We start from the raw sequence: 26,107 nt of genomic DNA, 5'->3' as shown, positions 1-26,107 counted from the left end.
GCCCGGGCGATAATGCCGCCATGACAGACCGTCCGCCGCCGCCCGGCCGGGGTGCCACCGGCAACCCCGGCAACCGCTACGCCGCCCATGCCCGCGAGGCCTGCGACGACGGCTGGGGCAGCCTGGACGCCGAACCGCCGCCCCTGCGCACCGAGCTGCTGGTCGACCGCAGCCGTACCGTGATCAGCTACAACCAATCGCCCGACGTGCCCTTCGACCGCTCGATCAACCCCTACCGGGGCTGCGAGCACGGCTGCGTCTACTGCTTCGCCCGGCCGACCCACGCCTGGCTGGGCCTGTCCCCGGGGCTCGACTTCGAGAGCCGGCTGTTCCACAAGCCGGACGCCCCGGCCGTCCTGCGCGGCGAACTGGCCAAGCCCGGCTACCGCTGCGCGGCCATCGCCCTGGGCATCAACACCGACGCCTACCAGCCGGTCGAGCGCCGCCTGGGCCTGACCCGCGCCATCATCGAGGTGCTCGCCGAGCACGGCCATCCGTTCACCGTCGTCACCAAATCGGCCCTGATCGAGCGCGACCTCGACCTCCTGGGCCCGCTGGCGGCGCGCGGCCTGGTCCAGGTGGCGATCTCGGTGACCACTTTGGACCGGCACCTGGCTCGCACCCTGGAGCCGCGCGCGGCCGCCCCGGAGCGGCGCCTGGAGACGCTGCGCCGGCTGGCAGCCGCGGGCGTGCCGGTGACCGCGCTGGTGGCGCCGGTGATCCCGTTCCTCAACGACCACGAACTGGAGGCGATCCTGGCCGCCGCGCATGCGGCCGGCGCCCGCGACGCCGGCTATGCCCTGGTGCGCCTGCCGCTCGAGGTGAAGGAGCTGTTCCGAGACTGGCTTGCGCTCCATGCGCCGCTCAAGGCCGAGCGCGTGCTCAACCGGCTGCGCGACTGCCGGGCCGGCAAGGACAACGACAGCCGCTTCGGGTCGCGCATGCGCGGCGAGGGCGAATACGCCGACCTGATCGCCCGGCGTTTCGCCCTGGCCCGGCGCCGGCTCGCCTTCCCGGGCGTCGCGGCGCTCGACTGCAGCCAGTTCCGGGTGCCGGGCCGGGCCGAGCAGCTGGATCTGTTCACTTAGCAAGCGCCGACGGGTCCGGCACGCCGTGGTCAGCGGCGACACCCGGCGACCGCTTGCGGGGAGCTGGACGGGAAAGGCCGGAGCACCGCGGTGCCCCGGCGGGGATCACTTGGCGTCCGGGGCGGTCTTCGACGAGGCCGACGTTCCGGTGATCTTTGCCGCTACTTTATGGGCCGCCCGGTCGGTCGCTTCGGCACCGCGGGCGATTCCGCGCGCCGCGGCCGCCGCGCCGCGCTTGACGCCGTGCGCCGTGGCCGACGCGCCCCGCTGGATGCCGTGCGCCGTGGCGGTTGCGGCGACGTCCAGCGTGTGCTCGACCTTGGCCAGCACGCCGTTGGACTGCGGCGGCGCGGGCTTCGGTCCGGCCGCGTCTTCGGCGTGCGCCGCACTCCAGGACAGGACCAACAGCAGGGCGCCGAGCAGGTGACTTGCGGTGCGGATCGGGGTCATGGTCAAAGGTCCTCGCTTCCAAAGTTGATCGCGGGCGTGGTGTCTTCCCTCGTAACCGGGGTCGCTCGGGGATCGACAACGTCAGCGTGTTAGTCGACCCACTTGGGCAGAAGGTTCCCGTTCGCCGCCGCCTGCCGGGTCGGCCGGCCGACAGCTCGCCCTGGCGATCGGATATAATGCGCCGTCTTTTCGAGGTTACTGCCGTAAGGACCCGTAAGGACAGGGTGAATAACGCGTAGTGAATTGATTTGTATCGGGTTTTTGTGATGGAAGCGAAATCATTGGACGATCTTGAACTGGCCCTGGCAAAGGCGCTCGTGGCCGGCCTGAATCTCGACCTGGCACCGGAGACGATCGATCCTGATGCCCCGCTGTACGGCGACGGGCTTGGCTTGGACTCCATCGACATGCTGGAGATATCGCTGGTGGTCGCGCGCGACTACGGTGTCCAGTTGCGATCCGACAACCCGGACAATCAGCAGATCTTCAGTTCGCTGCGAAACCTGAATCAATATATCCAATCGAACCGTACGCGATGACGTCCAGTCTCCCGGAGTCGCGCCGCGGCGGTGCTCCGGTCTGAGAGAAACTGGACTGCCGCTTCCTGAACGTTCGTGCCGAGGCCTAGGGTGCCAGCATTCGTTGTCAAGAAGACCGTGAGTCTGACGGCCACCGCCGCTGTTCGGCAAGGCCCGGGGCATGGTGCCGGATGACCGGCGAGGAACGGCCGGCCGGCCTGGTGTCCGCGCTGAGGCGTGCCTACGAGTACGTGGTGTATTACGGTTTCCTGCTGGTTTTCGCGCTCATGTGCCTCGGGTGGAGCCTGCTCTCCCTGCCGCTGGTCCTGCTGTTGCCGGGCCGCATGGGACGCCGGGTGGGCCGCTGGGTCATCTCTTTCGGTTTCCGGACCTACTTGAACCTGCTCGAGTGGAGCGGAATCGTGAAATGCGATTTGGCGGAGCTCGACGGCTTGGCCGAGCAGGGGCCGCTGGTCATTGCCGCCAACCACCCGTCCTTGATCGACGTGGTGCTGATCGTCTCCCGCCTGCCCGACGCCGTCTGCATCATCAAGGCCAGCCTGGCGGACCAGTTCATCTTCGGCGGCAGTGCGCGCCTGGCCGGCTACATCCGTAACATCTCCGGCTCGAAGCTGATCCTCGACGCCAGCCGGGAACTGCAGGCGGGCAGCCATCTCCTCGTGTTCCCCGAGGGCACCCGGACCGTCGGCGGCACGCTTCAGCCTTTCAAGGGCGGCTTCGCCCTGATCTCGAAGAAGGCGCAGGCCCCGGTGCAGACGGTGCTGATCGAGATCAACCATCCATTCCTGAGCAAGGGGCGCCCGCTGTTCGACAAACCCGAGTTCCCCCTGGTCCTGCGGGCCCGGCTTGGCGAACGCTTCATGCCGCCCGCGCAGCTCCGGCCCTACATCGCCAAGCTGGAGCATTATTTTCGTGATGAACTGGCGCCTGGCCAGATGGAGCGACCATCGTGACCCCTTCCCCCAGCCACCTGGTCCTGATCCCCAGCTACAACACCGGGCCCAAGGTCTATGAGGCCGTGCGCGAGGCCCGCCGCTGGTGGAACCCGGTCTGGGTGGTCGTGGATGGCAGCAACGACGGCACGGCGGCCGGGCTGCAGGAGATGAGCGCCGCCGACGAAGGCTTGGCGGTGTGGGTGCTGCCCGCCAACCGGGGGAAGGGCGCAGCGGTGCTGTTCGGGCTCGACCAGGCGCACCGCAAAGGCTTCAGCCACGTCCTGACCATGGACGCCGACGGGCAGCATCCGGCGGCCAAGATCGTGGAATTCATGCGGACGTCGGAACAGCACCCGGATGCCATGGTGCTGGGGCGGCCGGTGTTCGATGCCAGCGCCCCCGGCATCCGGGTCTCGGGCCGCAAGATATCCAACTGGTGGGCGAACGTCGAGACGCTGCAAGGCGGGATCGGGGACTCCCTGTTCGGGTTCCGGGTCTATCCGGTGGAGGCTCTTCGAACCGTGATGCGCGGCCAACGCTGGATGCGTCGCTTCGACTTCGACCCCGAGGCGGTCGTGCGCCTGTGCTGGCGGGGGTGCGGCCGATCAACGTGGACGCCCCGGTGCGCTACTTCACCGCCGAGGAGGGCGGCGTCTCGCATTTCAATTATCTGCGCGACAACGCCCTGCTGACCTTCATGCACATCCGGCTGGTGTTCGGGTTCCTGCTCCGCCTGCCGCGGCTGCTTTGGCGGAAACGCGGTTAGCCGGCCAGGCCGACCCTGAGCTGCAGCCCCTCGACGTAGTCGAAGATCAAGTCATCGCCGGTGCTGCCCGCGGCGATGGCGGCCAGCAAGGGTAGGCTGCGCGATGCCGAGGAGTCGCAGCGCAGCGGCTCCAACTCCGGGTCCGCCATCGCCGACGCCGGTAGCCCCGTATCCGGGGCCACCGCGAGGCGCAGCGCGGCCAGGCTGTTTTCCGGTTGTCGATCCAGTACCAGCGCCAGCGCAAAGGGCTGGTGTCCGGGCGCGCAGGCCGCGAGCGGTTCCGGAAAGGGCGTGTCGAACACGGCCAGGATGACGGGGATATCGTCGCCAATGCATTGCGCGGCGGCTTCGACCAGCGCCGCGGCAAAGGTGCCGGTCCAGGCCGCCAGGCTCGACGACGGCTGCATGGAGCCGGAGGCAATGCTCCAGTAGCCGGCGGCCGCGTTGTGTACCGAATTGTGGAAGCGGGTCGGCGAGACCATGCGTTCCGGCGTCGCCAATGCCTCGCAGATCTGGTGGATGGTGTTGGTGTCGCCATTGGCCGACGCGAACACTACGGCCGCGTCTTCCGCCTTGAGCCCCGACTGCCGAAGCGCCGCCTGGGCCACGTCGACCGCCATCTTCACCGTGGTGCTGGCCCGTCGCCGCTCCGTGCCGGGCAGGATGGAACCCTGAGGACGCGGCTGGACGTCCGGCGCCAGCGGGGTCCCCGTCAGGAGATGGCTGCGCAAGGCGTCCCAGTGCTCGATCCCGGGACCCATGACGGCGATGCCTTTGACGTGGACGATCATTTTTCCGGGTAGCCGAAAACGAGGCTGCAGTTGTTGCCGCCAAAACCGAACGAGTTGCTCAGCACGTGCCGTACCGGTTGGTCGCGGCTTTCCAGCAGCACGTTCATCTTGAAGTCCGGGTCGACGGTGACCGTGTTCAGGCTGGCCGGCAGCCGCCCCTCGCGCAGGCAGAGGCAACTGAGCAGGGCCTCGGTGATGCCCGCCGCCCCGAGGGTGTGGCCGGTCCAGCCCTTGGTCGAACTGCACGGCGTCGCGCTGCCGAACAGGCCGGAGACGGCGAGGTCCTCGGCACTGTCGTTGGCCCGCGTTGCCGTACCGTGCAGGTTGATGTAGTCGATCTGTTCGGGCCCCAGGCCGCTGCGTTGCAGCGCGCTCGCCATGGCGCGCCGGGCGCCGGCGCCTTCCGGGTGGGGCGAGGACATGTGGTAGGCGTCGCTGCTCTCGCCGTAGCCGAGCAGCCGGGGCGTGTCATCGTCCCCCGTCTTCTCCAGCAGCGCGAAGCCGGCCGCCTCGCCGATGGAAATGCCGCTGCGGTCGGCGTCGGCGGGTCGGCAAGGCCGGCTGGAAAGGACTTCCAGGGAGGCAAATCCGTACAGCGTCGTCATGCACAGGCTGTCCACCCCGCCCACCACGGCCGCATCGCAGAAGCCGGCCTGGATCAGGCGGCTGGCGGAGGCGAACACCTTGGCGCTGGACGAGCAGGCGGTCGAGATCGTCATCGAAGGCCCCTGCAGACCAAGGTAGCTGCGTACGAATTGGGTGACGGAGTAATTGTCGTGCGTAGTACGGAAATTGAAGTGGCCGGGCAGGCGGCCCTCTGCGTCGCGCTGCCGGTAGGCCACCTCCGTCTCCAGGATGGCCGACGTGCTGGTGCCGATGATGACCGCGATCCGGTGGGCGCCGTAGCGCGCGCGGGCGGCGGCGACCGCCGACTCGAAGCCATCGGCCGCCAGGCCGAGCATCGCCAGGCGGTTGTTGCGGCAATCGAACGCCCGCAAACGCGCCACCACCGGTTCGTCTTCGATGCCGTCGACGCGCCCGATGTAGGTTTCGATTCCGACGTCCAGAAAGTCGCAGCGGCGTAGGCCCGAGGTGGCGCTGCGCAGGCCCTGCAGGCTCGCTGAGGTACCGCGACCAAGGGCATTGACCAGGGAATGGTGGTTGACGGCTAGCGGTTGCACGGTGGCGGAAAGCGGCTCGGGGCAGGGGATCGAAGGGCCTGGAGGGATGCATTTCCCCCAGGCCGGACATTCTAGTGACCCCGGTTTGGTGCGGCAATCGCCAATCCGACACCGGGGCCCCGGCGCCGGCTACCTCGGTGCGGGCGAACCGGATAACATGGCCCTGCGCGGAATCCCGGCGCTATCGAGCGCTTCCGCGAATGTGCCCGGCGGCATCGTCGAGCAACTCCGAATCACATCTCGCATCGCAATGGACGACTCGCTGGAACTCATCGTGGCTTGTCTTCGCCGGCATCCGGACGCCCCCGGGGGCCGGTCTCCGGGCCCCGGCCCGGCGACATCGGGGCCGCGCCGCCCGGTTTCCGCGCAGGCGTCGCCGGTTTCCAAGCGAAGCGGAACACCGGCGTGCCGCGGGGTAGGCCGTCGCACGAAAGCGTGGGCCGGCTGATCGAGACCGTGGCGACATTCCGGACGGCCGCCGCCGATGCCTGACCTGGGCCTGCGCTGAGCCATGTCCGGCCTGGTCATGACGACTCACCTGATCCTGGAGCGCCTGTCGCCGCGGGCGCCGTTGCCCAGGGTGCCGGAGGCCGCACCGGTCATGGACGACCTGGCCCAGAACGAGGCCTTCGAGCGGGCCGGGCGCGAGGATGGGGTGCTGGCCTTCCTGCATCTCTACCACGCCCTGCAGACCACTGCCCTGGTGTGCCCGGGCGACCGGGTGCTCGATCTGGGGTGCGGGCCGGGCAACCAGCTGGTGCAGATGGCTCGGCTCAATCCGCAGGCGCGGTTCGTCGGCCTGGATGCCTCCGCCGAGATGCTGGAACGGGCACGGGAGACGGTCCGCCGCTGCGCGGTCGGCAACGTCGACCTGCTGAGCGGCGACATGACCACGCTTGCCGGCCTTGCCGACGCATCGTTCGACTGCGTGACGTCGACCATGACCTTGCATCATCTGCCCGACGAGGCGGCACTGGCGGCGGCGATGGCCGCGGCCGGCCGGGCGCTGAAGCCGATGGGCGGGGTCTACCTGGCGGATTTCGGCCGCCTGAAGCGGGCCGCCACCCAGCGTTTCTTCGCCAACGACCGGCGCGACATCCAGCCGGAGCCGTTCACCCGGGATTATTTCAATTCCATGCGGGCGGCCTTCAGCGTCGAGGAACTGGCCCGGGCAGTACGCCTGCTCCAGTCCGGCCTGGAACGCCACGAGACGGCGTTGGCGCCGTTCATCGCCGTCTTCAGGAGCCGGCCCCGGCGCGAGCCGGACAGGGCGAGCCGGGAGGCGGCGCGCAGCCAGTACGCCGGCTTGAGCCCGGCCCAGCGCAACGACTTCCGCCTGTTTGCCCGCTGGCTCGGGGCCGGCGGCCTGGAACTGCCGTTCGCCCCGGACTGAGCCCAGCCGGTGCGGCTCCTCAGATCATGCCGCCGTTCACGGAGATCACCTGGCCGGTGATGTAGGAGGCGGGTTCCGAGGCCAGAAACCCCACCAGGGCGGCGACCTCCTCCGGCCGGCCGGCACGTTTCATCGGGACCAGCCGGGCGATGGCCTCCGGACCGAACGCCTGCTTGCTCATCGCCGATTCGATCACCCCGGGTGCCACGACATTGACGGTGATGGCGCGGCTGGCCAATTCCAGGGCCAGGGATTTGCTCGCCGCATGCAGGGCGCCCTTGGCCGCTGCGTAGTTGGTCTGGCCGCGGTTGCCGACGATGCCGGCGATGGACGAGACGGTGATGATCCGCCCCCACCGGCTGCGGATCATGGGCATGGTGAGAGGCTGGGTGACGTTGAAGAAGCCGTGCAGCGAGACATCGATCACCTTGTGCCATTGTTCCCGGCTCATGCCCGGGAAGACCGCGTCGGAGTGGATGCCGGCGTTGTTCACCAGCACCTGGACCGGCCCGGCTTCGAGCAGCCGTTCCAACGCGGCCACCGTGGCGTCGGGATCGGCGACGTCGAACCCCACCACCTCCGCCGAGCGGCCCTCGGCCTGCAACGCGGCCGCGAGCGCCCGGGCGCTTTCCGGGTTGCGGTTGGCGTGGACGATCACGTGCATGCCGTCGGCGGCAAGCTGCCTGCAGATGGCGGCGCCGATCGCGCCGCTTCCGCCTGTGACGAGGGCTCGTTTCATGATGTTCGGTTCCGGCTGGTCAATGGGGCGCTCCGCTGGCGTCGAGCATGACGCTCGCGCGTCCGGAAAGCAAAAGGCTGTCGCCGTATTGCAGGGTGAACTGGTAGAGGATGTTGGTCCCCGCGCCGGACAGGCGCTCGGCGCTGACCGTCAGTTCGCCCGGCAGGTCGTCGAGGCGAGCCCGAAACCAGCGCACGTCGCGCACGCTGGTGAGAAAGCCCACCGTGGGCCGCTGGTCGTCGCCGGCCAGCAGGGCCCCGTGCACCGCCATGGCTTGGGCGGCGTACTCGATGCCGTTGGCGATGCCCAGGCGGCCGGCATGCCGGAGCGGGTTGTCCGCGGCCAGGTGGCTGCGCGTCCGGCACACGATGGTGGTCTCGGTCCACGCCGCGACGCCGTCGAGCAGGCACATGTCGCCCTGGTGGGGGATGTGGGAGGCTATCCAGGTCTTGTCGATTTGCATCGCGATCCGTCTCTTGTCGGTTGCCCGGGCTGGGGTGTCACGAGGGCTGATGGGGCGTCACGCCGGAGCGCTCGGCGGCCGGGGCGGCCAGGCAGGGCTGATCCAGGTGCACGGCGTGCAACCCGCGCGCGGCCAGTTCGGCCAGCAGACGGGGCAGCACCTCGAGCACCACCGGATTGCCGTTCCCCGTCGGCGCCGAATGGCCGTCGTGCAGCAGCAGGATGTCGCCGGCGGCGAGCTTGCGGGTCAGGCGCGCCAACACGACGTCCGGATCGCCACAACGGGTGTCGAACGCGCGCCGGGTCCAGGTCGCCAGACGCAAGCCCAGCCGGGTCAGCACGGGATCGAGGAAAGGATTGCGCAAGCCGGCCAGGGCTCGGAAGTAGCACGGCCGCCGGCCGGTGAGCCGCTCCAGGGTGTCCTGGCCCTCGGCCACCTCCCGTCGCCAGCCGCCGACGCCGTAGAAGGCCGCGTGATTGCGGTGCCGCTGGCCGTGGTTCTCGATCCGGTGGCCCGCCGCCACGATGGCCCGGCAGATGTCGGGGTGGGCGGCGGCCCGTTCGCCGATGCAGAAGAAGGTGGCTCGTGCGCCGTACCGCTGGAGGATGTCGAGTACCCGGGGGGTTACCGCCGGGTCGGGGCCGTCGTCGAAGGTCAGGGCGACTTCCCGGCGGTGTCGGGCAGCCGCGTGCAGGCGCACCAGGTTCGCCCCCAGCAGGGTACTGCGCGGCCAGAGCCCGGCGGCGGTGATGGCTAGCTGGTCGAGCAGGACCACGGCGAGGGCGTATGGCCAGTTGTCGGATTCGACCAAGACCCCGGCGAGGGCGCCGACGTGGATGGCGGCCGAGGCCAGCAGGAATGGCGTCGGCCGCCAGCGCCCGGCGGATGGAACGGGGCGTCCGGCTTCCGTCATGCGGTCCGGACCTCGGCCGGCCGGCGCGACAGCATGGCGGAAAAGACCAGCGACAGCAGCGCGCCGACGCTGACCGTGGAGCCGATGGCGGACAGGACGGGGATGCCGGAGAGTCCCAGGACGCCGAAACTGCCCACCGTGGTGAGGTTGGCGACGACCAGGGAAACCTGCATCCGGCGGCGCTCGACCGCGTCCGGAGCCCAGTTGCTGCGCTCGAAGAACAAGGCGTAATTGGAGCCGATGGCCACCATCAGCAGGAGGCCCACCAGATGCATGATCGTCAGCTGGGTGCCGCTCTGCAGTATCAGCGCGGTCACGCTGGTCACGGCACAGACCAGTGGCAGGACTACGCGCAGCACGCGCCGGATCGAGCCGAATGCGGCGAACAGGAGCCCGACGATCACCAGACCGCCGACCTCGGCCATGGCCAACACGGCGTTCCGGTAGTTTTCGAACAGGCTGGTCGACTCCTCGAGCACGTCGATGACCACGACACCGGGCAAGCCGGCCGTGTGCAGTGCCGCCTGGATGCGGTCCACGTCGAATCCGGCGTCGGACTTGGCCGGGCGCAGCGGCATCAGCACCAGGTAGTCGCCGCCCCGGTCGACCAGGAGGGAGTCGTAGAGCAGGCTGGCCGAGGTGCCGTCGAGGTCGCTGCGGCGCAGCGGTGCGCGTGTCCGCGCCGCTTCCACGTCGGCAACGAAGCCCTGCAGCTTGTCGCCGCCGACGGGCAGGCCGACCAGCGCCGCGCGCAGGTTGTGCTCCAGGGTCCCGGGGACCGGCATGGCGGCCTGGCGCTCCTGCTGGAGGGCGCGGCTCGGCAGCACCGTGGCCGGCGAGGTGAAGCCGAGCAACAGCCCGCCTTGCTGCAGTCCGCGCAACACCGCCCCCGCCTTTTCCGCCCCTGGAGCGCCCGCTCCTCGTTCGCCGCGGTGAAGGCGACCATGTAGCGCAGATCCGGGGCGGCCAAGTCGGCGCGCAACTGGGCGTCGATCCGTTGGTCTTCCTTGGCGATCGGGCTCAGCGCGGCGAGGTTGCGGTTCCAGGCACTGTCGCCTTGCATCTGGACCGCCCCGACGGCGGCGACGGCGAGCAAGGGTGGCAGCCAGCGCAGGCGGTCCGCTCGCCGCAAGACCCGGTCGAGCGCCAGGCCCAGGCGGTTCAGGTCGCGGAGGGTCAGCTGGGCGGGAGTCAGGATCGGCAGTACGTAGCGGGTGACGGTGGCGGCGACGACGAGGCCGCTGATGGTGTAGACGCCCAACTGGGCCAGGCCGGGAAAGCCGGAGAAGAGCAGGGCGGCGAAACCGGCGATGGAGGTCGCCACGCCGAGCCAGATGGTGCGCCAGAAGTTCTCCCGCGCGTCACTGCCGGAACGTTGCAGGAAGAAGTAGATCGCGTAGTCCACCGCCTCGCCGATCAGGGTGGTGCCGAAACCCATGGTCAGGCCGTGGACCTGGCCGAAGCCCAGGCTCACCGCCGCGATCCCCGCCAGGGTGCCGGAGGCCACCGGGACCAGGCCGAGCGCCAGGAGACGCGGCGACCGGTAGACCAGCAAAAGCAGGCAGACGACGAGCAGCAGACTGGCGCCGGCCAGCCGCGTCACCTCGGATTGGATGGTGCTCCGGGATTTGACCGAGAACACGCTGGTACCGCTCATCAGGAGCCGGCGCTCGGCACCGGGCCCGGGCAACTGGGCGAAAACCTGCCGGATGGTCTCGATGGCGTGGGCCTGGGCGTCCGTGTCGGTGCCGGGCGCACGGGTATAGGCCAGCAGTACGGCGCGCTCGCCGTCCCGGGAGGTCCAGACGCCGTCGTCGCTGCGCGGCTGGCCGCCGCCTTCGAACTGTTCCGCCAAGGTCAGCGTCTCGCCGGTCGGGTCGCGCGGGAACAGGCGCTTGATGATCAGGCCGGCGTCCCCCGCCAGGGCGTCGATGGTGTCGGCGATGGCGGCGTGCAGCCCCGCCACGGTGAAGCGGTCCGTCGTGATGTCGGGGCCGAGCAGGTAACGGTTGCCGAAGAAATACGCCCGGTCGCGTGCCTCGGTGGCCGCGTCGCCGTTCTGGACGGCCGCGAACAGGCCGGTGGCGCGCAAACGGGCGGCCAGGTCTTGCGACAGCTTGGCGCGCTCGGCGGCGTCGCCGCCTTCGACGCCGAGCATGATCAGGCGGCCGATGATGCCTTCGCGGAACTGGGACATGAGCAGTTGCTGACGGGCATCGGGCGCCTGGGGCATGAAAGCGGAAAGGTCGGCGACGAACCGGGTCGCGGCGATGACCGCGACGCACGCCAGGAGGCCGGCCAGCCATAGGGCGAGGGTGAGGCGCTGTCCGCGGGACGTCATCGGGCGATGCGGCTCCGGGTGATGGCCATCTCGGAATGGTCGCCGTCCCGCTGCTCCAGTTCGACGCTCCGCACTTCGGCCTGGGAGCCGCTTATGGCGATGTGGTCGAAGACGCTGCGGAGGCGGTTCTGCCTGGGTTTCAGGGTGAGCTGCCAGTTGTCGGCCGAGCCTGTCAGGGTGACGTCGTAGAACGTCTTCAGGGCCGACAGATTGCCGGCCAGGGTACCGCGGATGCTCTCGATGAAGCCGGCCACCTCGGGGTGTTCCTGCAGGCTGACCGTCCTCGTCGCCTTGCCGGGCCGCTCGATGGTGAGCACGTCGCCGTCCAGGATCAGGGTCTCCGGTTTCGGCGTGACGGTGCGTTTCTCGAGCCGGTCGGGCGCCACGAAGGAGAGCTCGCCGGTGGCTATGATCGGCTGGTCGAGTATCTGCATGTATTTCTTTTCCACGAACGTGGCCTTGCCGGACCGGTTCTCGGCCAGCGACCGCATGAGCGCCGACAATTGCCAGTCGTCGGCGGGCGCGGCCGCTGTCGCCAAGGCGAGGACGAGAAAGGCGCAGACACGGGTGGCGTCAATGATCTTCACGGCCGACGGGATTCCAGAAATCGTAGAAGTTGAACCAGTTGTAGGGGGCCGCACGGCAGTGCCGTTCCAGGGCGGCCACGTATTTTTCCAGCAGCGCCTGCACCCTGTCGTCGCGACCGGCTGCGGACGCTTCGGCGAAATCCTCCAGCGGTTCGAAGTGGATGTCATAACGGTTGCCGCCCCGGTACAGGCCGGCCATGAAGAACACCGGCTGGCGCAGCATGACCGCCATCCGGAACGGTCCGGTCGGGAAGAGTGCCGTTGTCCCGAGGAAGGGTAGCGGGCGGTACCGGTCCGCCCCGCTGGCGCGGTCGGCCAGGATGCCCACCATGGCGCCGTCCTGGAGCCGCTGGTGGATCGTCATCATGGCCTCCAGGCGGCCGAGGGGGATCACGTCCAGGACGACGCCCGGGTTGATGGCGGCCAGGGTGTCGTTGAGCAGCCGGGCATTCTCCGGGTACATGGCGGCACTGACCTTGAGGCCGTCGTTGCCGCGGGCGATGCCGCGCAATACCTCGAAGCTGCCGAGGTGGGCGCCGAACAGCAGGCAGCCCTGGCCGGTCGAATGCAGCGCGCGGAGCGGCTCGGCGCCGTCGACCCGGATATCGAACAGGTCGTAACGGTCGTTGAGCAGGTAGATGCGGTCGTGCACGGTACTGGAGAAGGCGAGGACGTGGCGATACAGGTCCAGCCAGCGGACCGGGCGCTGCAATACGCGCGTCAGGTAAGCCCGCGAGGCCGTGCGCGCCGCCGACGCGGCGAGCGTGAAATAGAACGCGATAGCGTAGAGCACCAGGCGCGATAGCCGCCGCCCGAGCGTCAGCGACAGCCAGCGCATCACCCGGATCCAGAAGGCGCTGCCACGTTCCTTGCGGCGCAGCCACTCCGGCGGCGTCTGCTTGTCCGGGTCGCGGGCGGCGGTCGTCATGGGTGGCCGGGCTCGGCTGCCCTGAACTTGCCGCTGGCGACGCGGCGGCCACCGGTGTGGATTTCGAAGCTGACGCCGCCGTTCTCGATCCGGTAGGCGAGTTCCAAGGGCTCGCCCGGCGTGGCCGGGCTGAGGAACTTGGCCACCTGCAGCCCGCCGAGCGCCAGGCCGTGGCGCTCCTCGATCAGCCGCTGGGCCCGGTCGATCAGCTGCACCCCGGGGATGATCGGCCGGCCCGGGAAATGGCCGGCGAAGGCGGGGTGGTCCGGCTCGAACGGCAAGGGGACGACGAAGGCGGTTTCGGTCATGGCAGGTGGGCGGCGATCAGTTCTTGCAGGGCCGCTGCCGGCAGCTTGCCGTTGCCGTCGCGGGGCAGGACATCGAGGAAGACGACCGGCCGGGGTAGAAACACCGGGTCGAGTTTCCGCTGCAAGGCGGACTGGAGGTCGCGCCGGGCCAAGCCGGGCGCCACCACGAAGGCGGCCAGGCGGGCAATGTCCCGGTCCGGGTGCCCGTCCGGCACGCAGAACACCGCGTCACGCACGCCCGGGATGGTGGCGATGACGTGGTTCAGGTAGGCCAGCGAACTGCGCTTCCCGGCGACGTTGACCATGTCCGAACGGCGCCCGAGCAGTCGGAATCGGGCAGCGCCGCAGGGCTCGATGACGTCGTGGAGTGTTTCCCGCGTCCTCAGGTGGCCGCCGCCGACGGTCGCGGAGTCGCCGTCCAGGGTCAGGTCGATGTCGTCATACAGGTCCCATTCGGGTTGCCGGGCCGGCCGGCGCGTGGCGATCTGGCCGGTCTCGGTCGAGCCGTATATCTCGACCACGGGCGCCCCCAGGCGTTCCTCCGCCGCCGCGGCGAGGCCCGCCGGCATCGGCGCCGTGGCGGACAGGACGGCCGCCACGGGCGGGTAGTCGATGGCCGTGTCCAGCAGGGTCCGCAGATGGAAGGGCGTGATGACCAGCAGGCGGGGTTCCGGCAACTCGGCCAGGGCGGACACCACGTCGGCGGGAAAGAAAGGCAGGCGCGAGCTCAACTTGCCGCCACCGAGCAGCGGCAGGAAGACGGTCGATTCCAGGCCGAACATGTGCTGGAACGGGACCGTCCCGAGGACCGTGCACGGCCCCTGGGCGAAGGCCCACAGGCGTTTCGCCCCGGCCAGGGCGCCCTGGCGCATTTGGCCGAGGGTCTTCGGGTGTCGTTGCGGCTTCCCCGTGGAGCCGGACGTGTGGACGTACAGGACCGGCTCCTCGGCCGGGACCCGCGGCATGGTGGCGGGGACCGCGGGCCGTGTTCCGGTACGGCAGTCGGGCGCCCGAACATAGTGGTACCGATCAGGGCCGCCGGGGTCGTCCCCGAGGCAGGCGAGGCCGCTGAACGGCTCCCGGAAGCCGGCCAGGACTTCCGGCGCGACGGAATTGGGCAGGACGCTGCGCTTGCCGCGGACCATGGCGGCGAACAGGCCGGCGGAAAACCAATAGCGATCCTTGCACAGGTTGAGCAGGTGGTCGCCGTCGGGCAGCCGTTCGGCGAGGGCGAAGACGTCCTCCAGGAATTGCCGTTGGCTGACCGGGGCCGGGCCATGGTAGGCCACGATCGAGTCGCCGCCGACATCGGGCAGGAGCGGGAGGGTGTCCATCGGGGCTACGGCGTATCGGTGCGATTGGTGAACGCACGGTAGGCCGTGATGGTGGCGGCGATGCTCACCTCCGGGCCGTCGGGGAGCACCCGCCGCCGTATGAAGTACTCCGCGACGAACATGAGGCCGAGCGTAATGGGGGTCAACACGTTGGCGAGCACGGACCATGCGGTGATCGGGCCGAAGAAGAACAGCAACACCGACAACACGGCGCTGGTGGCGAAATAGATCGTCCAGGCCAGGGTCACCTGCCAGGTATAGCGAAGGTAACGGTCGTCCAGCGGCGACCGGATGACGACCGTGGCAATCCGGGAACACAGTGCCTCGCCGTGCCGGCCGCCCAGGGTGGCGCCGAAGGTGAGTCCGAGCAGCGTCATGGCGCCGGCGTGCTGGACGAAATACACCCAGGCGACATGGTCGCGAAGTTGATTGACGAAGACCGCCATCAGCAGCATGCAGGCCAGGGTGAGCAGCAGGAGCGGGACCCGTGCCCTGGACTTCCACGCGGCGGCCAGCGCGGCGGCCCCGAGCGGCACGAAGCCGATCAGCACGGTGACCAGGGGGGGGTGCGGGACCGTCGTGGCGACGTAGCCGACGCCGAGATAGGCCAGGCCGATGGACGCCAGGATGAGATTGCGGACGGAGATCATGGCCTGAGGATGCACTCCCGGTCGGGGCCGAATTTCACTCGCCCTCCGGGATGCGGAGATGGCTCGACGACGCCGGACACGGCGGGCTCCGCGCGCATCCGCGTGGCATGGTGACGGGCCAGGGCGAACGCCGACGCCAAGGCAATGCCGCCGACGACGTCGAGCGCCATGTGTTGTTTGGTCGCCATGGTCGAATAGACGATGCCCACGCACCAGGCGATGTTCAAGGCGCGCAGTCCGCGCCGGCCGCCGTAGGGGCCGAGTTGCCTGTTGATCCAGAAGCAGGCGAATACCGCCGTGGCGACATGGAGCGACGGACAGGCATTGCCGGCGGCGTCGATGTCCTTGAGGAACGCCATGCCGGGCTGCTGGGCCCAGTCGCCGAGGGCCGGCGGCACGGCGGTCGGCCAGAACAGGAAGATGGTCAACGCGGTCAGGCACATCGCGCCGACCCATAGGCCGTAGTCGACGACCCCGGGGCGCGTGCCGGTCAGCATGACCGGCAGCGACAGGTATAGCCAGAGCGACAGATAGAGGACCAGGGCCAGGGGCGCGATGCCGATCAGCCCGTCGAGCCCGGTCGCGGGGATGACGGTCACCGGGAAGAATGGATGCTTGAGCAGGAAGAGGTAGGCCATGAAGAACACCGAGGTGAAGGCCATGGTTCCCAGGCATTTGAACCAGAAATGGGAAAGGATGATCGACAGCACCCCACCCGTTCCGTGGCTCACTTCGGGTTGGTTCAAGGACACCCTTGTCATGTCGATCCGGTATCGAGTTGCGCGAAAAATGGCTGGAGGATTATAGAGGCAAACGGCAGGCCGGCCGAATTGGTCGGCGGCACCCAGGCGCCGCGCGGCCGGCTCCGAATCATGGTGTACCTTGGAAAGCAGAAGGGCCCGGAGTTGCCTCCGGGCCCTTCTGGGGTCGGCACGCCATCGTTCGGCGGATCCGGTGAAGTTCAGAACTTCGCCGCGCCGATCGGGACGTTGCCGCCGCGCGCCGCGGCGCGCCGGTCAGGCGAAGTTGGCGGCGACGAAGTCCCAGTTGACCAGGCTGGCCAGGAAGGTCTCGACGAACTTCGGACGCAGGTTGCGGTAGTCGATGTAGTAGGCGTGTTCCCAGACGTCGACGCAGAGCAGCGGCTTGTCGGCGGTCGTCAGGGGGGTGCCGGCGGCGCCCATGTTGACGATGTCCAGGGAACCGTCGGCCTTCTTCACGAGCCAGGTCCAGCCGGAGCCGAAGTTGCCCACGGCGCTGGTCTGGAAGGCCTTCTTGAACTCGTCCAGGGAACCCCACTTGGCGTTGATGGCGTCGGCCAGGGCACCGGTCGGGGCGCCGCCGCCGTTCGGCTTCATGCAGTTCCAGAAGAAGGTGTGGTTGGAGACCTGGGCGGCGTTGTTGTAGATGCCGCCGGCCGGCGCCGTCTTGACGATCTCTTCCAGGGACTTGCTCTCGAAGTCGGTGCCCTTGATCAGGTTGTTCAGGTTGGTGACGTAGGCCTGATGGTGCTTGGCGTAGTGGTAGTCGAAGGTCTCCGCGGACATGTAGGGTTGCAGGGCGTCCTTGGCGTAGGGCAAGGCGGGCAGTTGGTGTTCCATATCGTATCTCCGGTGAGTAATTGAACGCTGCGGTCAGGATTCTAAGGGCATCGCCTGGCCACGGCAATAGTTGACTATTACCGTAAACTATTTGTCATGTCGGATCAGGGGTATTGGCGGGCCGGGCTAGCGTACCTCGAACTCGACCTGGTCGAGCGCGGCGCCAGCGGCGTCGAGCAGGGCCAGGCGGTGGCGGCCGCGCCGGAGCGGCCAAGTGTCGGCCGGCCAGTCGGCGCCGTCCATCTGCCAGCGGCTCCCGGCCGGGGCGCCGGGGGCCCGCAGGGTCAGGCGCTGGGACGGCGCCGGGATGTCCGGGTCGAGGGCCAGGATGTCGCCGTCGCCGGGCTGCTCGATGGCCACCGGCGGTTGCGCCGGGGTCCAAGTCCGGGCGCCGGGCTCGGTGCCGGCGAGGAACCACTCGGCGCGCCTGGCCTCGCCGGGCGGGGCGATCTCGGCCCGGACCAGGCGCGCGGGTGGCTTCGGTGCCCGGGCCGGACGCCCGGCGTGCAGGCGCTCCATGATCAGGCGCCAGGCCGGCGCTGCGCCGGATACCCCGGAGACGTCGTGCATCGGCTCGCCCGAGAAGTTGCCGACCCAGACGCCGACCGTGTAGCGGTCCGAGAAACCGATGCACCAGTTGTCGCGCATGTCCTTGCTGGTACCGGTCTTCACCGCGCTCCACCAGGGCAGGGCGAGGACGTTCTCGAGCCCGAAGGTGCCGGCCCGGGCGACCCGGTCGGCCAGGATGTCGGCGACCACGTAGGCGGCGGCCGGGTCGACCACCCGGTGGCTCGGCGCCGCGCCGGGTCGCAGGCTGAGTTCGCCGTAGCGGCCGCCGTTGGCCAGGGCGCGGTAGGCGCCGACCAGCTGCCACAGGCTGACGTCCAGGCTGCCCAGGGCCAGGGAGGGGCCGTAGAAGTCGGCGGCCTCGGTCAGGCCGGCGAAGCCGAGGCCGGCCAGGCGTTCGGCGAACAGGTCGGCACCGACCAGTTCCAGCGTGCGCACGGCCGGGATGTTGAGCGAGCCGGCCAGGGCGGTGCGCACGCTGGCCAGGCCGCGGAAGCGGCGGTCGTAGTTCTCCGGCGCGTAGTTGCCCCCGGCCGTGGCCACGGCCAGGGCGCGGTCGGCCAGGGGCGAGGCGGCGGTCAGGTAGCGGCGTTCCAGGGCCAGGGAGTACAGGAACGGCTTCAGGGTGGACCCGGCCTGGCGCGGCGCGGCGACGCCGTCGCTGTGCGGCGAGATCGATTCGGCGCCGCTCAGGCTGACGTAGGCGAGCACCTCGCCGGTGCGGTTGTCCGCGACCAGGGCGGCGGCGTCCTGGACCTGGTGCTCGGCGAGGACGCCCAGTTGTTCGGCCAGGATGGCGCGGACCTGGCGCTGCAGGCCGGCGTCGAGGCTGCTGGTGACCCGCTCGCCGGGGCGTTCGAGCAGGCGATGGGCCAGGTGGGGCGCCAAGTCGGCGGCCGCGACGACCGGGTAGCGTCCGGTCAGGCTGTTGCGCGCCAGGCGCCTGACGGTGCCGCAGTCGGGACCGCCGGGCAGGGCCCCGGCAAGCTGGCAGGCACGCCGGGCGACCTGGTCCGGGGGCGCCGCCGGGGCGCGGATCAGGGCCGCCAGGATGAGCGCCTCGGTCGTGCCCAGGCCGGCCGGGCGCTTGTCGAACAGGGCGCGGCTGGCGCTGTCGACGCCGACCAGGTCGCCCCGGAAGCCGGTCAGGTTGAGGTAGGCCTCGAGTATCTGCGCCTTGCTCCAGCGGGCCTCGAGGGCGTCGGCGGCCTGCATCTGGCGCCATTTTTCCGTGACGCTGCGGCGTCCCGAGCGGGCCGCCAGGTCGGGGTCGACCAGGGCGGCGACCTGCATGCTGATGGTCGAGGCCCCGCGCGGCCGCGCCGCCAGCCAGTTGGTCAGGGCGGCCTTGGTGGCGGCCAGCCAGTCGACCCCGGCGTGCTCGAAGAAGCGCCGGTCCTCGGCGAGCAGGACGGCGCCCTGCATGGCCGGCGAGACGTCCGCCAGGGCGGTCCAGTCGGTACGCCGGACCTGGCGTTCCAGGCGCAATTCCTGGATCAGCTCGCCGTGGCGGTCGAACAGCTTGGCCTCGGACGACTGCCAGCCCGCGCGGACCTGGTCGAAGGCGGGCGGCGCCGCCAGGGCGGCGCCGGCCAGCCAGGCCAGGCTAAGGCAGTACCACGATCGCCGCATTGGGCGTCTCGCCGTACATCTCCGGCGCATACATCGCCTCGACCCGGGTGGCGGGCAGGGCGAAGCGGCCTTCGTTGTTGAGCCGGAAGGTGTATTCCAGGCTCAGCTGGCCGCGCGGGACGTACTCGTAGTAGGCCTGGAAGCGGTCGAAGCGGCGTTCCTGCCAGGCCGGCCAGGCGTCGCCGGCCTGCTTCTCGTCGCCGGTCAGGATGGCCGAGTCGCGCTTGAGCCCGCCGCCCAGGATGCTGGCGCCGGCCGGCACCGGGTCGTCGATGACCACCCAGCCCATGTCGTCGCGGGCATCCACGGTCAGGCGCACCCGGACGATGTCGCCCCGGTGCCACTCGCCCGGCGTCTTCTGGTCGACCGGGACCAGCTCGCGGCGCACCGTGTAGCCGCGCGCCACCGGTGCCTTGAGGTCGAGGGCGGCCAGCGTGGTGACGTTCACGTAGGGCGCGCCCTTGCCCTGATGGCGCAGTTTCAGGGTGGTGGGCTGGGCGGGCAGCGGGAAGGCGGCGCTGGCGCCGTTCGGGTTGGCCTGCCAGTCGACCACGCGGCCGGTCTTGCCCAGGTAGGCGGTGCTCTTGCCGGTCGGCTTGACCTTGTCGAAGCGGGCGCCGTACTGGTCGAGCGCCACGCTGCCCCAGGCGTTCGCCGTCGTGGTGTCCCAGTGGCCGCGCGCCTGGCGGGCCAGGGCGCCAGCCATCAGCCGGGGCAGGTCGGTCTGCCAGCCGGGCCGGTCGAGCACCGCCAGGAGGCCGCGCACGGCGTTGCCGTCGGCCGAGCCCATGAGCCACCAGGCGCCGTCGTCGCCGAAGTTGAGCCGGCTGCCGGTGTAGGTCAGGCGGGAACGCAGGGCGGTCTCGGCCGCGGCCAGCTTGGCGTCGCGCTCGGGCACGGCGGGCGTGCGCTTGAGGACGTCGATCCAGTCGATCAGCATGCCGGCCGGCCACAGGTTGGCGCTCGGCTTGACCGTCGCGACCAGTTCCGGCCCCGCCTTGCCGGCGCGCGCCAGGGCGGCCAGGGCGGCCAGGCGCAGGGCGCCGTCGGCGCGGCTGGGCAGTAGCCCGGCCGGCCGTTCCAGGCGTCCGGCCAGGTAGTTGGCCAGGGCCGCCTCCATGCGCAGGCGCGGCGCCGCCGGCACCGCGTAGCCGGCGGCCTGGCTGATCGACAGCAGGTAGGCGGTGAGCGCCACGCTGCCGCGGTTCATGCCGGGGAAGTAGGCGGCCAGGCCGTCGCCGTCCAGATAGCCGGGCAGGGCCTCCATGAGTTCGTCCCAGGCCTTGGTGTCGTGGCCGGCGACCGCCTTGGAGGTCTTCTGCTCCAGGCAGGCATAGGGGTAGCGGCGCATGTATTCGCGCACCCCGACCAGGCTGCCGCCCAGGCTGGCCGCCAGGGTGGCGCGCAGCTCGCCGCGGCCCGGGATGGCGTCGTCGGGCGCCGCCACCGGCAGGTCGAGCGGTTTGTCGAGCCGGTACAACTGGCCGGCCACGAGGCGCACCGGCTGGACCGGCTGCACGGCCTGGCCGACCTTGACCGCATCCAGGGCCCGGCTGTCCAGGTCGCGCGCGTTGACGTACCAGTCCAGGCGCTCGCGCCCGGCCGGGACGGTGATCGGCCAGCTGACCTCCTTGCCGTCGCCGGGTGCCAGTTCGAAGCGCTGGGGCGCCAGCACGCCCAGGCCCGAGGCCTGGGCACCCATGGCGATGCGCATGGTGCGGGCGGTGCCGTTGCGGACCGTGAAATGGGCTTCGATGCGGTCGCCTTCGCGCACCAGGGGGGCGAGGCCGGCACTGATCTGGAGGTCGCGGGTGGCCCGGATGCCGGACCAGCCGGTGCCGAAACGGCTCTCGGAGGCGGCCACGGCGACGATGCGGAAGCGGGTCAGGCTGTCGTTGAGCGGGATGGCGACCGTCGCCTCGCCCTTGTTGTCGAGCTTCACGGCCGGGTTCCAGTACAGCAGGGTGTCGAACAGCTCGCGGGTCGGCGAACGGCCGCCGCCGCCGCCGGCGGGCAGCGCCTTCTTGCCGAAGTGGCGCTTGCCGGTGACCTGGGACTGCGCGGTGAAGGTGCGCATGGCGTAGCCGCGTTCCGCCATCATGGCCGGCAGCAGGTCCCAGCTCTTGTTGTCGGCCAGTTCGAGGAGGCCCTCGTCGACCGCGGCGACGATCACCTGGGTGTCGGCGGGCAACGGCTTGCCGTCGGCGGTCTTGACCGCGAGCCGGACCTTGGCCTGGTCGCGGGTCTGGTAGGTGTCGCGCTCGGGCGTCACGCGGACGTCCAGGCGGTGGCCGCGCTGGTCGACTTCGATGCCGGCGACGCCGAGCTTGTAGGCCGGCTTGCCGAGGTCGACGAAGGCGGTCGGGGCGACGGCGTCGACGCGCCCGCGCACGACCAGGGCGGAGACGTAGACGTTGGGCGCCCAACTGGCGGAGACCGGCAGTTCGAGCACCGGCGCCTGGCCGGACAGGGGTACCACTCGGGCGTCCAGGATGCCGTCGCGCTCGACCGTCACCAGGGCGGTGGCGGAACGGAACGGCATGCGTACCTGGAAGCGGGCGGTCTCCCCGGCGGCGTAGGTCTTCTTCTCGGGCAGGAGGTCGATGCGGTCGTGGTTTTCCTGGTCGAACCACCACTCGTCGCGGCCCGCCACCCACAGGCTGGCATGGCCGACGGCGAGCCGGCCGGCCGGGTCGCGCGCCTCGGCGCCGACGATGATCTGGCCGCCGGCCGGGGCGGTCACGGTACAGGCGAAATGGCCGCCGGCATCGCTGACGCCGCTGCATTCGCCTTCCAGGGGGGTGTCCTGGGTCTCCTCTCGGTAGCCGTAGAAGCCGCCCACCAGGCGGACCCGGTAGCCGAGGTGGCGGCGGGCGACCGGATGGACCGAGACCGGGATGCCGGCGAGCGCCTTGCCGGCCGTGTCGACGGTGGCGAACTCCAGGGTGGTCCGGGTGCCGGCCTTGACCCAGTCCGGGCGCTTGAAGCCGACCACGACGTCGGCCGGCCACCAGTTCTGGCGCCGCGATACGGTCTGGATCTCGCCGTTCGGGTCGGTGTACTCCAGTTCGACGGCCAACTGCTGCGGGTAGGCGCGCGCCGGAATGCCGACGACGCGGCCGCGCCCGGCACCGCCGGCGTCGAGGGTGAGCGGGTCGGCATCGAGGGTCTGGTCGGCCTCGTCGTCGCTGCCGTCGGCCGGCTGGGCGAAGACGTAGTCCGGCCAGGCCGCGAAGCTGACGCCGTGGCGCGGGCTCATCTGGGCGCGCAGGCGTACCGGCAGGTTCTTGGCGGCGCCGCCGTTCAGGTAGGCCACCGAGACGTCCTCCTCGGCATTCGCGGCGGCGGTCAGGTCCGGTCGCACGGGATTCAGGGCCGCCTTCATCAGGGGCACCCGGAAGTCGGCCACGGTGAAGCGGCCGCTGTCCAGGCCGGACAGGTATTGCAGGCGTTCCGGCGGCGTGTCCGCCTTGACCTCGGCATCGACCAGGCGCAGCCCGTAGGCACCGCGTTTCGCCGTGGCCGGGATGCGCCACTCGTCGACCGCGGCACCGGCCTGCCAGGTCAGGGGCAGGAACCAGCGCTGGCCGCTGGCCTCGTGCTCGATCATCAGGGTCTTGGGCAGGTTCTTCGGGTAGCCGAGTCCGGCCAGGCGCTTGTCGCGCAGGATGTGCTTCATGTGCACGGTCTCGCCTGGCTTGAACAGGCTGCGGTCGAGCACGCTGTGGGCGAGGCGGTCGTCCTGGCGCCAGTCGGAGGGCAGGTTGAAACGCCAGCTCTCGATGCCGTCGTCCCAGTCCGAGCGGGCAAAGCCGAGGTCGTCGCCGGTCCGGGCGCTGACCAGGAGCGGGCAGTCCCATTGCGCGGCACGCGGGTCGGGAACGCCGGCCGGTATGAAGGCCATGCCCTTGGCGTCGGTGACGCCCTTGGCCAGGAGGGTGCCCTTGCAGTCGTTCACGGCGATGCGGGCGCCGGCCACCGGCTGGCCCTGGTCCAGGCTGGTGACCCAGGCGAGCGAGTTCTTCGCGCCCCATTTGAAGTGCACGGCCAGGTTGGTGACCAGGGCGGCGGCACGCACGTACATCGGTTTGTCGGCGCCGAGCAGGGAGCGGCCGAGGTAACGGCTTTCCGCCTCCAGGACGTAGTAGCCGGGCTTCTCCAGGGGCAGGCCGACGATCTCGAACTCCTTGGCGCCGTTCGGTTTCGGCAGGGTCCGCTCGGCGAGGCCGGGCAGGGCGGCATCGAGCAGGCGCTCGGAACGCCGGTCGGGCGGCGGGTATTCGCGTGGATTGTCGAAATCATGCAGGCGCCGCCACCAGTCGGCGATGTCCTTGTCCTGGTCCAGGCGCAGCCAGCGAATCTTGGCGCCGGTGCCGCCGGCGCCGGGTTCCAGGTTGCGCAGGGTGATCGGCAGCAGGCCGCCGGCATGGCGTTCGATGATGCCGAAGTCGCCGCTGAACTTGACCAGCGGCGGCAGTTCCGCGACCGCGGCGGTGACCGGGAAGCGGTCCTGGTTGAGCAGCGCGCGGCCGGCGTCGTCGGTCAGCTTGTCCGGCAGGCTCAGGGTGAGCTTGGCGTCCGGCGGGAAGGGGCCGGGGAAGGTCACCCGGTCGCCGGTCGGATCGTCGTCCGGCTCGCGGGCGTAGCGTTTGCCGGCCGCGTCGGTCAGGCTGATGCGGTCGAGGACGTCGCGCGCCACCTGGGCGGTGAACTCGACCCGCACCGGCTCGAGCGGCATGCAACCGGCCCGGGCGTTCTCGCGCGTGCAGCGCAGGTGGGCGACGAACTGGTCGCGCACGGTGAATTCGAAGGACTGCACGGCGTCGCTGTCCGGGCGTTGCCACACCAGTGCCAGCTTGGCATTGGCCGGCAGCGGGCGGGCGCACTGGACCACTTCGACGCGCTCGGCGGGAATGCCGTCGGCGTCGTAGCGGCGAGCCTGCCATTCCTTGACCAGGGTCGCGCGGGCCTGGCCGGACAGGCGCCGGATGGGGATGCGCTCGTAGATGCCCTCGACGGCGCAGTGGCCGTGGCCGGTCAGCGTCGCCTCGTCGACCGGGCCATCGAAGACCACGACGAAGGCTTGGTTCTCGTCCACCCGGGCATCGTTGTCGGGGAGAATCTGGACGACCTGGGGACCGGCGAAGCGGAAGCCGTAGCTGGCGCCGGGGATGGCCTCGCCGGCGAGGCTGGTCAGGCCGGTACGCACGGTGAACGAGCAGGCGGTGCCGGGTGCCGGCGTGGCGGCGAAGTCGTAGACCCAGGTCCGTTCATCGGCCCAGTAGCCCTGGCCGGGCGCGCACTCGACCGTGAACGGCGCCGGCGTGTCGGCCTTGCCGAGCGGCGCCATGGCGCCGTCGAACCGGGCCTGGACCTGGCGTACCTGGCTGACCACGCCCTGCGGGGTGAACGATTCCAGGCCGGCGCCGTGGGCGGCGCTCACCAACAGGAAGGCGGCGAGCAGGGACCAGGCTGTGCGCATCGTGTGACCTCCTTCTTAGTCTTGTCAGGGCGCATTGTGCGCCCAGCTCGGTGACGGTTGCACGATTTCCACGATGACCTTGTTTTCCAGTATCGAATAGTTGACTTAATTAGTCGGCTTATGTAATGTGCGGGCCATGCCAGTGTCTGCTGGACTTCGATAAACGGGTGAAGAGAGGAAATGACATGGAACTGAACGTCAACGGCCGGATCGTGGAAACCGATCCCGAGGGCTATCTGGTCAACCTGGAGGACTGGTCCGACGAGGTCGCCGAATACCTGGCCGGCCAGGACAAGCTGGAGCTGGGCGAGAATCACTGGAAGATCATCAACTACATGCGCGAGTACTTTCACGAGTACGGCACCGCGCCCAACCTGCGCTTCCTGCAGAAGGGCCTGAAGGAGGAGTTCGGCGACGAATGGGGCGAGAAGAAGTTCCTCTTCGACCTGTTCCCGTTCGGCCCCGCCAAGCAGGCCGGCCGCTACGCCGGCACGCCGAAGCCGACCGGCTGCGTTTAAACACCGCGTAAGTCGCGGCGCCGCCTTTCGCGCTACACTGGCCCCGCCCGAGCGGGGCCTTTTTCATTTCCGGAGTGTCGAAAGATGAAGCGCGCGATCGCCTTGTTGTTTGTAATCATGGCCAGCCCGGCCGCCCACGCCTTTCCGTCCTATGCCAGTGGCGATGGCTTCCGGGGTGCCGAGCTGATGACGCCGGAGGAGCGTCAGGCGCACGTCGCCAGGATGCAGTCCTTCCACACTTTCGACGAATGCGAGACCTACACCGCCGCCCACGAGGCGGAGTTGCAGAAACGCGCCGCGGAGCGCCACGTCACCCTGCCGCCCAAGAACACCGTCCTGTTCGACGGCGACCCGTGCAAGGTGATGCGCTTCATGGGGCGCATCAAGTAAGCCTCGCGGCCGGGCCGCTCAGCCGGCGTCGGCCCGCCAGTGGCCCGACTTGCCGCCCTGCTTCTCGAGCAGCCTGACCGACTCGATGACCATACCCCGGTCCACCGCCTTGCACATGTCGTAGACGGTCAGCAGGGCGACGCCGGCCGCCGTCAGCGCCTCCATCTCGACCCCGGTGCGGCCGAACGTCTCCGCCGTGGCGGCGCATTCGACGGCGTTGGCCTCGGCGTCGACCCGGAAATCCACGGAAACCTTGGTGAGGGCGATGGGGTGGCAGAGCGGGATCAGGTCGGCCGTGCGCTTTGCCGCCATGATGCCGGCGATCCGCGCCACACCGAGGACGTCGCCCTTCTTGGCGTCGCCGGCGCGGATCATGGCCAGGGTCTCAGGACGCATGACGATGCGGCCGGCCGCCACCGCGACGCGCCGGGTTTCGGCCTTGGCACCGACGTCGACCATGACCGCCTGGCCGTCTTCGTTAAAGTGCGTAAATCCATTCATGGCTGGGGAA

At 69.9% G+C, this 26,107-nt stretch carries 24 protein-coding genes; 7 read left to right on the top strand and 17 right to left on the bottom strand.

What is annotated here, in order from left to right; translation table 11 throughout:
- The first annotated feature begins 20 nt into the window (after positions 1–20).
- Positions 21–1,088 (top strand): PA0069 family radical SAM protein, encoded by a 1,068-nt coding sequence (locus tag EZJ19_RS06075; RefSeq protein ID WP_131445567.1) that lies wholly within the window; start codon positions 21–23, stop codon positions 1,086–1,088.
- Positions 1,089–1,193: 105 nt separating this feature from the next.
- Here the strand turns inward: EZJ19_RS06075 and EZJ19_RS06070 are convergent, their stop codons facing one another.
- The gene (locus EZJ19_RS06070; RefSeq protein ID WP_131445564.1) at positions 1,194–1,538 is read right to left on the bottom strand and encodes a hypothetical protein; all 345 of its coding nucleotides are present in this window, start codon (positions 1,536–1,538) and stop codon (positions 1,194–1,196) included.
- Between the two features lie 266 nt (positions 1,539–1,804).
- Between EZJ19_RS06070 and EZJ19_RS06065 the strand changes: the two genes are divergently transcribed.
- From EZJ19_RS06065 to EZJ19_RS06055, 3 genes are all read left to right on the top strand, one after another.
- A complete protein-coding gene (locus EZJ19_RS06065) occupies positions 1,805–2,077 on the top strand; it encodes a phosphopantetheine-binding protein (protein WP_131445561.1) in 273 nt (90 codons plus the stop codon).
- A 170-nt stretch (positions 2,078–2,247) separates the two neighbouring features.
- Complete coding sequence (locus tag EZJ19_RS06060) at positions 2,248–3,030, top strand: lysophospholipid acyltransferase family protein (RefSeq protein ID WP_131445558.1); 783 nt, start codon at positions 2,248–2,250, stop codon at positions 3,028–3,030.
- Positions 3,027–3,704, top strand: coding sequence for a glycosyltransferase family 2 protein (locus EZJ19_RS06055; RefSeq protein ID WP_240754676.1), 678 nt, complete (start codon positions 3,027–3,029; stop codon positions 3,702–3,704). Before EZJ19_RS06060 ends, EZJ19_RS06055 begins: the two co-directional genes overlap by 4 nt.
- Positions 3,705–3,774: 70 nt before the next feature.
- Here EZJ19_RS06055 and EZJ19_RS06050 read toward each other — a convergent pair whose 3' ends face one another.
- Both EZJ19_RS06050 and EZJ19_RS06045 read right to left on the bottom strand, forming a co-directional pair.
- On the bottom strand, positions 3,775–4,569 hold the full coding sequence (locus EZJ19_RS06050; RefSeq protein ID WP_131445555.1) for a beta-ketoacyl synthase chain length factor: 795 nt from the start codon (positions 4,567–4,569) through the stop codon (positions 3,775–3,777).
- On the bottom strand, positions 4,566–5,750 hold the full coding sequence (locus EZJ19_RS06045; RefSeq protein ID WP_131445552.1) for a beta-ketoacyl-[acyl-carrier-protein] synthase family protein: 1,185 nt from the start codon (positions 5,748–5,750) through the stop codon (positions 4,566–4,568). Before EZJ19_RS06045 ends, EZJ19_RS06050 begins: the two co-directional genes overlap by 4 nt.
- A gap of 511 nt (positions 5,751–6,261) precedes the next feature.
- Here EZJ19_RS06045 and EZJ19_RS06040 point away from each other — a divergent pair.
- A complete protein-coding gene (locus EZJ19_RS06040; protein ID WP_131445548.1) occupies positions 6,262–7,143 on the top strand; it encodes a class I SAM-dependent methyltransferase in 882 nt (293 codons plus the stop codon).
- A gap of 19 nt (positions 7,144–7,162) precedes the next feature.
- Here EZJ19_RS06040 and fabG read toward each other — a convergent pair whose 3' ends face one another.
- From fabG to EZJ19_RS05975, 13 genes are all read right to left on the bottom strand, one after another.
- Positions 7,163–7,882 carry a 3-oxoacyl-ACP reductase FabG gene (fabG, locus tag EZJ19_RS06035; protein WP_131445545.1) on the bottom strand — a complete coding sequence of 240 codons (720 nt, stop codon included), beginning with the start codon at positions 7,880–7,882 and terminating at the stop codon, positions 7,163–7,165.
- Positions 7,883–7,901: 19 nt separating this feature from the next.
- Entirely contained in the window at positions 7,902–8,345 is a 444-nt protein-coding gene (locus tag EZJ19_RS06030) for a hotdog family protein (RefSeq protein WP_131445542.1), read from the bottom strand.
- A 37-nt stretch (positions 8,346–8,382) separates the two neighbouring features.
- Positions 8,383–9,258: a polysaccharide deacetylase family protein gene (locus EZJ19_RS06025; protein WP_131445539.1), complete on the bottom strand. Its 876-nt coding sequence runs from the start codon at positions 9,256–9,258 to the stop codon at positions 8,383–8,385.
- A gap of 577 nt (positions 9,259–9,835) precedes the next feature.
- Positions 9,836–11,599, bottom strand: a complete 1,764-nt coding sequence (locus EZJ19_RS06020) for an MMPL family transporter (protein WP_206199333.1) — start codon at positions 11,597–11,599, stop codon at positions 9,836–9,838.
- Positions 11,596–12,186, bottom strand: coding sequence for a LolA-related protein (locus tag EZJ19_RS06015; protein ID WP_206199332.1), 591 nt, complete (start codon positions 12,184–12,186; stop codon positions 11,596–11,598). The genes EZJ19_RS06020 and EZJ19_RS06015 overlap by 4 nt, the downstream gene beginning before the upstream one ends.
- Positions 12,173–13,114 carry an LpxL/LpxP family acyltransferase gene (locus EZJ19_RS06010; protein WP_131445536.1) on the bottom strand — a complete coding sequence of 314 codons (942 nt, stop codon included), beginning with the start codon at positions 13,112–13,114 and terminating at the stop codon, positions 12,173–12,175. Before EZJ19_RS06010 ends, EZJ19_RS06015 begins: the two co-directional genes overlap by 14 nt.
- Entirely contained in the window at positions 13,111–13,422 is a 312-nt protein-coding gene (locus EZJ19_RS06005) for an ApeI family dehydratase (RefSeq protein WP_131445533.1), read from the bottom strand. Before EZJ19_RS06005 ends, EZJ19_RS06010 begins: the two co-directional genes overlap by 4 nt.
- Complete coding sequence (locus EZJ19_RS06000; RefSeq protein ID WP_131445530.1) at positions 13,419–14,756, bottom strand: AMP-binding protein; 1,338 nt, start codon at positions 14,754–14,756, stop codon at positions 13,419–13,421. Before EZJ19_RS06000 ends, EZJ19_RS06005 begins: the two co-directional genes overlap by 4 nt.
- 5 nt (positions 14,757–14,761) lie before the next feature.
- Entirely contained in the window at positions 14,762–15,406 is a 645-nt protein-coding gene (locus tag EZJ19_RS05995) for a COG4648 family protein (RefSeq protein WP_131445527.1), read from the bottom strand.
- Positions 15,403–16,152, bottom strand: coding sequence for a phosphatase PAP2 family protein (locus EZJ19_RS05990; RefSeq protein WP_206199331.1), 750 nt, complete (start codon positions 16,150–16,152; stop codon positions 15,403–15,405). The genes EZJ19_RS05995 and EZJ19_RS05990 overlap by 4 nt, the downstream gene beginning before the upstream one ends.
- A 270-nt stretch (positions 16,153–16,422) precedes the next feature.
- Positions 16,423–17,007, bottom strand: coding sequence for a superoxide dismutase (locus tag EZJ19_RS05985; RefSeq protein WP_131445522.1), 585 nt, complete (start codon positions 17,005–17,007; stop codon positions 16,423–16,425).
- A gap of 126 nt (positions 17,008–17,133) precedes the next feature.
- Positions 17,134–19,206, bottom strand: a complete 2,073-nt coding sequence (gene pbpC / locus EZJ19_RS05980; protein WP_131445519.1) for a penicillin-binding protein 1C — start codon at positions 19,204–19,206, stop codon at positions 17,134–17,136.
- The gene (locus tag EZJ19_RS05975; protein ID WP_131445517.1) at positions 19,181–24,688 is read right to left on the bottom strand and encodes an alpha-2-macroglobulin family protein; all 5,508 of its coding nucleotides are present in this window, start codon (positions 24,686–24,688) and stop codon (positions 19,181–19,183) included. Before EZJ19_RS05975 ends, pbpC begins: the two co-directional genes overlap by 26 nt.
- Positions 24,689–24,873: 185 nt before the next feature.
- Between EZJ19_RS05975 and EZJ19_RS05970 the strand changes: the two genes are divergently transcribed.
- Together EZJ19_RS05970 and EZJ19_RS05965 are read left to right on the top strand one after the other, a co-directional pair.
- The gene (locus EZJ19_RS05970) at positions 24,874–25,206 is read left to right on the top strand and encodes a TusE/DsrC/DsvC family sulfur relay protein (RefSeq protein WP_131445514.1); all 333 of its coding nucleotides are present in this window, start codon (positions 24,874–24,876) and stop codon (positions 25,204–25,206) included.
- A gap of 84 nt (positions 25,207–25,290) precedes the next feature.
- Positions 25,291–25,596, top strand: a complete 306-nt coding sequence (locus EZJ19_RS05965; protein WP_131445513.1) for a hypothetical protein — start codon at positions 25,291–25,293, stop codon at positions 25,594–25,596.
- Between the two features lie 18 nt (positions 25,597–25,614).
- Here the strand turns inward: EZJ19_RS05965 and moaC are convergent, their stop codons facing one another.
- Positions 25,615–26,097 carry a cyclic pyranopterin monophosphate synthase MoaC gene (moaC, locus tag EZJ19_RS05960; protein ID WP_131445510.1) on the bottom strand — a complete coding sequence of 161 codons (483 nt, stop codon included), beginning with the start codon at positions 26,095–26,097 and terminating at the stop codon, positions 25,615–25,617.
- Between the last annotated feature and the right edge of the window lie 10 nt (positions 26,098–26,107).

It is taken from the genome of Parasulfuritortus cantonensis (assembly GCF_004337445.1).
GTDB classification, from domain to species: Bacteria; Pseudomonadota; Gammaproteobacteria; order Burkholderiales; family Thiobacillaceae; genus Parasulfuritortus; species Parasulfuritortus cantonensis.
Note: the sequence above shows the minus strand (reverse complement) of the source record. Positions and strands in the feature narration are given on the sequence as shown.

Bases quoted from the DNA above. Each gene is read 5' to 3' on its own strand.
- EZJ19_RS06020 (WP_206199333.1), bottom strand. From the start codon at position 11,599: ATGACGTCCCGCGGACAGCGCCTCACCCTCGCCCTATGGCTGGCCGGC.
- fabG (WP_131445545.1), bottom strand. From the start codon at position 7,882: ATGAAACGAGCCCTCGTCACAGGCGGAAGCGGCGCGATCGGCGCCGCC.
- EZJ19_RS05965 (WP_131445513.1), top strand. From the start codon at position 25,291: ATGAAGCGCGCGATCGCCTTGTTGTTTGTAATCATGGCCAGCCCGGCC.
- EZJ19_RS06000 (WP_131445530.1), bottom strand. From the start codon at position 14,756: ATGGACACCCTCCCGCTCCTGCCCGATGTCGGCGGCGACTCGATCGTG.
- EZJ19_RS05995 (WP_131445527.1), bottom strand. From the start codon at position 15,406: ATGATCTCCGTCCGCAATCTCATCCTGGCGTCCATCGGCCTGGCCTAT.
- EZJ19_RS05985 (WP_131445522.1), bottom strand. From the start codon at position 17,007: ATGGAACACCAACTGCCCGCCTTGCCCTACGCCAAGGACGCCCTGCAA.
- EZJ19_RS06040 (WP_131445548.1), top strand. From the start codon at position 6,262: ATGTCCGGCCTGGTCATGACGACTCACCTGATCCTGGAGCGCCTGTCG.
- pbpC (WP_131445519.1), bottom strand. From the start codon at position 19,206: ATGCGGCGATCGTGGTACTGCCTTAGCCTGGCCTGGCTGGCCGGCGCC.
- EZJ19_RS05970 (WP_131445514.1), top strand. From the start codon at position 24,874: ATGGAACTGAACGTCAACGGCCGGATCGTGGAAACCGATCCCGAGGGC.
- EZJ19_RS06065 (WP_131445561.1), top strand. From the start codon at position 1,805: ATGGAAGCGAAATCATTGGACGATCTTGAACTGGCCCTGGCAAAGGCG.
- EZJ19_RS06010 (WP_131445536.1), bottom strand. From the start codon at position 13,114: ATGACGACCGCCGCCCGCGACCCGGACAAGCAGACGCCGCCGGAGTGG.
- EZJ19_RS06075 (WP_131445567.1), top strand. From the start codon at position 21: ATGACAGACCGTCCGCCGCCGCCCGGCCGGGGTGCCACCGGCAACCCC.
- EZJ19_RS06050 (WP_131445555.1), bottom strand. From the start codon at position 4,569: ATGATCGTCCACGTCAAAGGCATCGCCGTCATGGGTCCCGGGATCGAG.
- moaC (WP_131445510.1), bottom strand. From the start codon at position 26,097: ATGAATGGATTTACGCACTTTAACGAAGACGGCCAGGCGGTCATGGTC.
- EZJ19_RS06070 (WP_131445564.1), bottom strand. From the start codon at position 1,538: ATGACCCCGATCCGCACCGCAAGTCACCTGCTCGGCGCCCTGCTGTTG.
- EZJ19_RS06030 (WP_131445542.1), bottom strand. From the start codon at position 8,345: ATGCAAATCGACAAGACCTGGATAGCCTCCCACATCCCCCACCAGGGC.
- EZJ19_RS05975 (WP_131445517.1), bottom strand. From the start codon at position 24,688: ATGCGCACAGCCTGGTCCCTGCTCGCCGCCTTCCTGTTGGTGAGCGCC.
- EZJ19_RS06005 (WP_131445533.1), bottom strand. From the start codon at position 13,422: ATGACCGAAACCGCCTTCGTCGTCCCCTTGCCGTTCGAGCCGGACCAC.
- EZJ19_RS06060 (WP_131445558.1), top strand. From the start codon at position 2,248: ATGACCGGCGAGGAACGGCCGGCCGGCCTGGTGTCCGCGCTGAGGCGT.
- EZJ19_RS06025 (WP_131445539.1), bottom strand. From the start codon at position 9,258: ATGACGGAAGCCGGACGCCCCGTTCCATCCGCCGGGCGCTGGCGGCCG.